At 51.2% G+C, this 5,784-nt stretch carries 6 protein-coding genes; 3 read left to right on the forward strand and 3 right to left on the reverse strand.

The features are described 5' to 3' along the window. A partial coding sequence (locus WBV75_RS02105) for a Crp/Fnr family transcriptional regulator (RefSeq protein ID WP_424119003.1) occupies positions 1 to 600 on the forward strand: 600 nt, incomplete at its 5' end. A 118-nt stretch (positions 601 to 718) separates the two neighbouring features. Continuing rightward, a complete protein-coding gene (locus WBV75_RS02110; RefSeq protein WP_424119004.1) occupies positions 719 to 1,570 on the forward strand; it encodes a universal stress protein in 852 nt (283 codons plus the stop codon). Here the strand turns inward: WBV75_RS02110 and WBV75_RS02115 are convergent. Beyond that, positions 1,561 to 1,806, reverse strand: a complete 246-nt coding sequence (locus WBV75_RS02115; protein ID WP_424119005.1) for a hypothetical protein — start codon at positions 1,804 to 1,806, stop codon at positions 1,561 to 1,563. The two genes, WBV75_RS02110 and WBV75_RS02115, sit on opposite strands and share 10 nt — an antisense overlap. 422 nt (positions 1,807 to 2,228) lie before the next feature. On the opposite strand from WBV75_RS02115, the gene WBV75_RS02120 reads away from it, so the two are divergent. After that, positions 2,229 to 3,386 carry a homogentisate 1,2-dioxygenase gene (locus WBV75_RS02120; protein ID WP_424119006.1) on the forward strand — a complete coding sequence of 386 codons (1,158 nt, stop codon included), beginning with the start codon at positions 2,229 to 2,231 and terminating at the stop codon, positions 3,384 to 3,386. Here WBV75_RS02120 and hutG read toward each other — a convergent pair. Together hutG and WBV75_RS02130 are read right to left on the reverse strand one after the other, a co-directional pair. Further along, on the reverse strand, positions 3,378 to 4,349 hold the full coding sequence (hutG, locus tag WBV75_RS02125) for a formimidoylglutamase (RefSeq protein ID WP_424119007.1): 972 nt from the start codon (positions 4,347 to 4,349) through the stop codon (positions 3,378 to 3,380). The genes WBV75_RS02120 and hutG overlap by 9 nt on opposite strands. Before the next feature lie 10 nt (positions 4,350 to 4,359). Continuing rightward, positions 4,360 to 5,784, reverse strand: a 1,425-nt coding sequence (locus tag WBV75_RS02130; protein WP_424119008.1) for a urocanate hydratase, incomplete at its 5' end; no start/stop codon positions are given.

Here is a 5,784-nt window from a genome sequence, read left to right on the forward strand (position 1 = left end):
AAAATATCCCGTAAGATTAAAAAAGGGGAGACCATATTTGAAGAAGGAGAAAAACTCAATGGCGTTTACTGTGTTCGCGGTGGTGTTTCCAAATTGGCCAAACTGAGCCCGAATGGCAAGGACCAGATCGTTAAACTCGCTTCCAAGGGAGAAGTTTTGGGCCAGAGATCGGTTGTGGCCGAGGAAAATTCCAACCTGAGCGCCACGGCGGTCAGTGATATGGAAATGTGTTTTATCCCCAAAGAAGCTATAGTAAGTACATTGCATAAGAACCCGGACTTCACCTATGAAGTCCTCCGGCATATGGCCCACGATCTTAGGGAAGCGGACGATGTGATTGTAAATATGTCCCAGAAAACCGTTAAGGAGCGCATCGCTGAGGCCCTGCTCTACATGATGAACAATTTTGGAGAAGATCAGGAAGGATATCTCGCCCTGGTTCTTTCCCGGGAAGATATCGCCAATGTCGTTGGCACGGCCACGGAATCCTGTATCCGAATCCTCTCAGAGTTTAAAAAACAGGGCTTGATAAAAACCTCAGGGAAGCGAATGGCTATCCTTGAAGCGCGTAAGCTCCAGGATCTTGCTGACGGTTTTTAACTCGTAATACCCTGCAATTCTGAGAGATAAGATCTCGATTTTTTTTTGAAAAGATGATGGATATCATACTTTCAACCTGCTTCGGATACTACCTTTACCCAAATAGATCCCATTGGGTATGCACCACATTCTTATACCGACAGATTTTTCAGGGACTGCACAAAGCGCAGTAGATTACGCCCTTTCCTATTTTAAAGGAGAACCATGTGTGTTCCATTTCCTGAACACCTATACTCCTGATTTTGTGCATAGCCGGGTTATGGCCCTGGCCCACGGGGGCAATCAGGAAGAAGATGCGATGCAGGTCATCTCCGAAAAAGGTTTGAAACACCTCGTTGAAAATCTGAAAGCGCAATATCCGGAGGCAGGCCATGAGTTTCACACCGTATCTTCATTCAACCTGTTGACCGAAGAAGTGAAAGAACAGTTGTCTTTATACCCGATAGACATGATTTTCTCAGGGACTACCGGGGCTTCGGGCATAAAAGAAGTATTTCTTGGCAGCAATACGGTTCGTATCCTCAGGGCCGCCTCTGCGTGTCCTGTGCTGGTGATCCCCAATGAAACCCGGTTTAAAAAAGGTGTAAAAATAGGTCTGGTCACCGATTTTGGCACGCCCTATTCCGCCACCCAGATCGAGGCTATCCTGGAGTTTCAGACGCGCCTTAATGCCTCCCTTGAAGTTATGCATATCGGTGGCCCGGAAGGGTTGACCGGTTTTCAGGAGCTGCATAAGCACCAACTCTTTCTGGAATTGGAAAGGGGAAATCCCCAGATGAAATGGCGTACGCCCATGGCGAGTAAATCCGACGTTATCGAAGACTATCTCGAAGAGGCTTCCATTGGTTTACTGATCATGATTCGCAACGACCACCACCTGGTCGATGAGTGGCTTCGGGAGCCTGTAGTCAAAAAAGTCGCTTTTCACACCGACATTCCCATGCTGGTCCTGCCACCCGTTCAGCCCTGAGTATTCCGGAATTGTTCTTCTCTTGGAATGGGGCGATCCTCATAAAAATCTTCAAAAGTTTTTGTGGTGGTATAGGCATCCGTAAGGACTTTGTAAACCATAATTACAACCAGGCCCTGACCCAGGACGGTGGCGTAAAAAATCCAGCTGAAGGCAAAGCCCATGGCAGCACCTATGGTCAGAAGAAGAAGGAAAAAGGTGGTGATACCCACCCAGGTCATAGCAGAAATTTTCATTTTTTATTTTAAAAGTAACGAATAGGTACTTCACTGCCTGTTAAAAGAAGCCCAAAAATGGGGTCTAAGGGCTGTTCTGGAGCGGGGCAGGAGAGGCAGGATCGAGGGGCACAGGTTATTGGAGATCAGCATACACAGGCCTTTAGTGTTGTGCCTGAGGTTCGAAAAGTCCGGTTGAAAATTGCTCTCACCTTGTGGCTGTTCTGAAAAGCTTTAGTATCTTTACAGCGTTGTGTTGTATTTCCCGCAAGGGAAATCAGGTCTGCGACATTGCGTCGCGCCGATGAAAGGCTTTCCGTATAGGGAGGCTTTTTTTTTGCTTAGAGGATTCGTTATCCGGTGGTATAAGTTCCGGGTTTCAAATTTCCCTTTGCACTCAATTTGTCGTAATTTTAAGCTATTGTAAAATTGACCTGTTCACTATGCCTTTATACCATAAACTCGGTAAAATACCTCATAAACGCCATACCACCTTCCGAAAGAAAGATGACAGCCTCTATTACGAGCAACTCTTCGGAACGATAGGGTTTGACGGAATGTCCAGCCTGCTTTATCACATCCACAGGCCCACCCAGGTAAAGGAGATTGTTAAAACCCTCGATATAGCTCCCCGGGCGGCGGTGGAGCACAATATGCATTCCCGCCTTTTTAAGGGGTTGGAATTACCGCCCAAAGAGGACTATCTGGAGAGTCGGAGTGTCTTACTCTTCAATTCGGATGTGACTGTGGGGGTTGCGGCGCCCAAAGAATCACAGACCGATTACTTCTATAAGAATGCGGATGCCGATGAATTGCTTTTTGTTCATGAAGGAACCGGGGTACTTAAAACCCTGCTCGGGGAGATTCCTTTTGAGTACGGAGACTACCTGCTGATTCCCCGGGGGATGATCTATCAGATACATTTTGACGGGCCGGATAACCGCTTGCTCGTCGTGGAATCCTATCATCCACTCTACACGCCCAAACGCTATCGCAACTGGTTCGGGCAGCACCTGGAACATTCCCCCTTCTGCGAGCGGGATTTTAAATTGCCACAAAATTTGCAGGCTTACGATGAGACGGGGGATTTCCTGATCAAGGTAAAAAAGCAGGGGCAGTTGCATCACATGGTTTACGCGACGCATCCTTTTGATGTGGTGGGCTGGGATGGTTATAATTATCCTTATGGCTTCTCCATCCACGATTTTGAACCCATAACCGGACGGGTACACCAGCCGCCTCCGGTACACCAGACTTTTGAGACCAGTGCCTTTGTGGTCTGTTCATTTGTCCCCCGGTTGTACGATTATCACCCACAGGCTATACCGGCCCCTTACAATCATTCCAATATTGATTCGGATGAGGTCCTGTATTACGTCGATGGGGATTTTATGAGTCGCAAGGGGATCGATAAGGGCTATATTTCCCTCCACCCGGCAGGGATTCCCCACGGGCCGCACCCCGGGACATACGAAGCCAGTATTGGGAAAAAGGGAACGGAAGAACTCGCCGTTATGGTCGACACCTTTAAGCCACTGCAAGTGACACAGGCAGCCCTGGGTCTGGATGACGGCAAGTATTATCGTTCCTGGTTAGAATAATCCGCGGTCACTGAATAACCTGTGAAAGAGACCTGCCGCCAGCACAGCGGTTTGGGAGTCCCGGTCGTATACCGGATTCAACTCGGCAATATCCACACTTCTCAGTTTTTTGCTTTCCACCAGTACGTCCAGCACCGGGAGGATGATTTCCGGGGTGAACCCCATAGGGGAAGGCGCACTTACCCCTGGCGCATAGGCAGAGGCAAAACCATCCAGGTCGATGGTCAGGTAGAGCGCATCTAATCCATCTAAAAATCCCTGAAGGGTTTGGATCACCTTGGGCAGGGTTGCCGCGGTGAGCTCTGGTCGTTCAATAAGGGTAACGTTTAGGGCATTGGCACGGTCCCAGAGTTCCCGGGGGTTGGCATCCCGGCGTGCCCCGAGGCAACAGTATTTAAAATCCGTACCCATATCTGTGCAGTGCTCCGCAATCTGTAGAAAAGGACTTCCCGAATGGGGGAGGGGTTCGGGTTTTCTCAGGTCCAGATGGGCATCCAAATTCAAAATACCCAACCGGGTGCCTTGTGCCATGCCTGCGGCCAGTCCTTTATAGTGGGCATAGGCGATATCGTGCCCCCCACCGATGCCCAAAGGGAAATATCCGTTTCGGATCAGGCGTGTGATCCCCATGGAAAAGCCCTCCTGGGTGTTTTCCAGTTGTCCGTCGGGGCATATAAAGTTCCCGGCATCCCAAAGCATTTGCGCGCCTCCTTTCAGGGCGGGCATACGACCGAAGGCCTTGCGCAAGGCTTTTGGCCCTTCTGAGGCCCCGGCCCGGCCTGAATTCCGGCTTACACCAGCATCTGTGGCATACCCCAGAAGCACAGGCTCAAGGGAAGTTGCGGCTTTGATTTGTGCGGCACCGAGGTGCAGGGGCTGGATGTTCTCATGCAGGTAGGCCCGGTCGGTAGAAGTACGACCCGTCCAGATCGAGAGCTCGGGTGGACTATAGGTTGGGTGCATAGGGGGTGGTTTAAAACAGGTTATTTATAAGAGCGTCTTCCACGAGGTTTGGCAAGGTAACCGCGAGCTCAGGCGTGCGGTCCATTTCCCGTTGAAGGGCCTCCATGGCATGGGGATTTCGCGCCCAGCTCCTACGCGCAATGCCGTTGTTGACATCGTAGAAAAGCATATTTTTAAGGCGCTGTCCGGCTTCCGGGCTGCCATCCAGGACAAGGCCAAAACCGCCATTGATTACTTCACCCCAGCCGACCCCTCCGCCATTGTGAATGGAAACCCAGGTGGCTCCCCGAAAACTGTCTCCAATAACATTGTGTATCGCCATGTCGGCGGTAAACCGGCTGCCGTCGTTGATATTGCTGGTCTCCCGGAACGGACTGTCTGTCCCGCTCACATCGTGATGGTCCCGGCCCAAAATGACCGGCCCGGAAAGCTTTCCTTCCTTAATGGCTTCGTTAAATGCCGAGGCAATGGCAATGCGCCCTTCACTGTCTGCGTACAGGATACGCGCCTGGGAACCCACAACGAGCTTATTGTCTTCGGCTTCAGAAATCCAGAGGATATTGTCCTGCAACTGTTGGCGGATGCCCTCCGGGGCTTTTTCCAACTGGGCTTTCATGACTTCAAGGGCAATGCGGTCGGTGGTCTGGAGATCTTCAGGTTTCCCGGACGCACAAACCCATCGGAAAGGGCCAAAACCATAGTCAAAACACAGGGGTCCCAGAATATCCTGAACATAGGAGGGATATCGAAAATGTATACCATCTCCGGCCATAATGTCTGCGCCGGCCCTTGATGCTTCCAGCAGAAAGGCGTTCCCGTAATCAAAGAAGTAGGTACCCTTAGCCGTGTGCCGATTGATCGCGTGAACGTGCCTGCGAAGGGATTCCTGCACCTTCTCCCTAAAGCCTTCGGGATTATCTGCCATCATCTCATTGGCCTGCTCAAAAGTGAGCCCGACCGGGTAATAGCCCCCGGACCACGGGTTGTGCAGGGAGGTCTGGTCACTGCCCAGGTCCACGTGGATTTCTTCTTCCGCGAAACGTTCCCATACGTGGACCACGTTCCCTATATAAGCCAGGGAAATCGTTTCTTTTGCTTTCACGGCCACCCGGGTGCGGTCGACCAGAGCGTCCATATCGTCAAAAAGGGCATCTACCCACCCCTGTTCATACCGCTTGCGGGCGGCCATGGGATTAACCTCGGCGCATACGGTAATACAGCCGGCGATATTCCCCGCCTTGGGTTGTGCCCCGCTCATCCCACCGAGTCCGGCGGTGAGGAAGATACGCCCCCCAATAGGGCTATCTATCGGAAGCACCCTCCGAAAAGCGTTGAGCACGGTGATCGCTGTTCCGTGCACAATCCCCTGCGGTCCGATATACATGTAAGAACCCGCTGTCATCTGCCCGTATTGGGTAACCCCCAGGGCATTAAA

It is taken from the genome of Robiginitalea sp., from assembly GCF_049588695.1.
Lineage (GTDB): Bacteria > Bacteroidota > Bacteroidia > Flavobacteriales > Flavobacteriaceae > Robiginitalea.

Bases quoted from the DNA above. Each gene is read 5' to 3' on its own strand.
- WBV75_RS02120 (WP_424119006.1), top strand. From the start codon at position 2,229: ATGCCTTTATACCATAAACTCGGTAAAATACCTCATAAACGCCATACC.
- hutG (WP_424119007.1), bottom strand. From the start codon at position 4,349: ATGCACCCAACCTATAGTCCACCCGAGCTCTCGATCTGGACGGGTCGT.
- WBV75_RS02115 (WP_424119005.1), bottom strand. From the start codon at position 1,806: ATGAAAATTTCTGCTATGACCTGGGTGGGTATCACCACCTTTTTCCTT.
- WBV75_RS02110 (WP_424119004.1), top strand. From the start codon at position 719: ATGCACCACATTCTTATACCGACAGATTTTTCAGGGACTGCACAAAGC.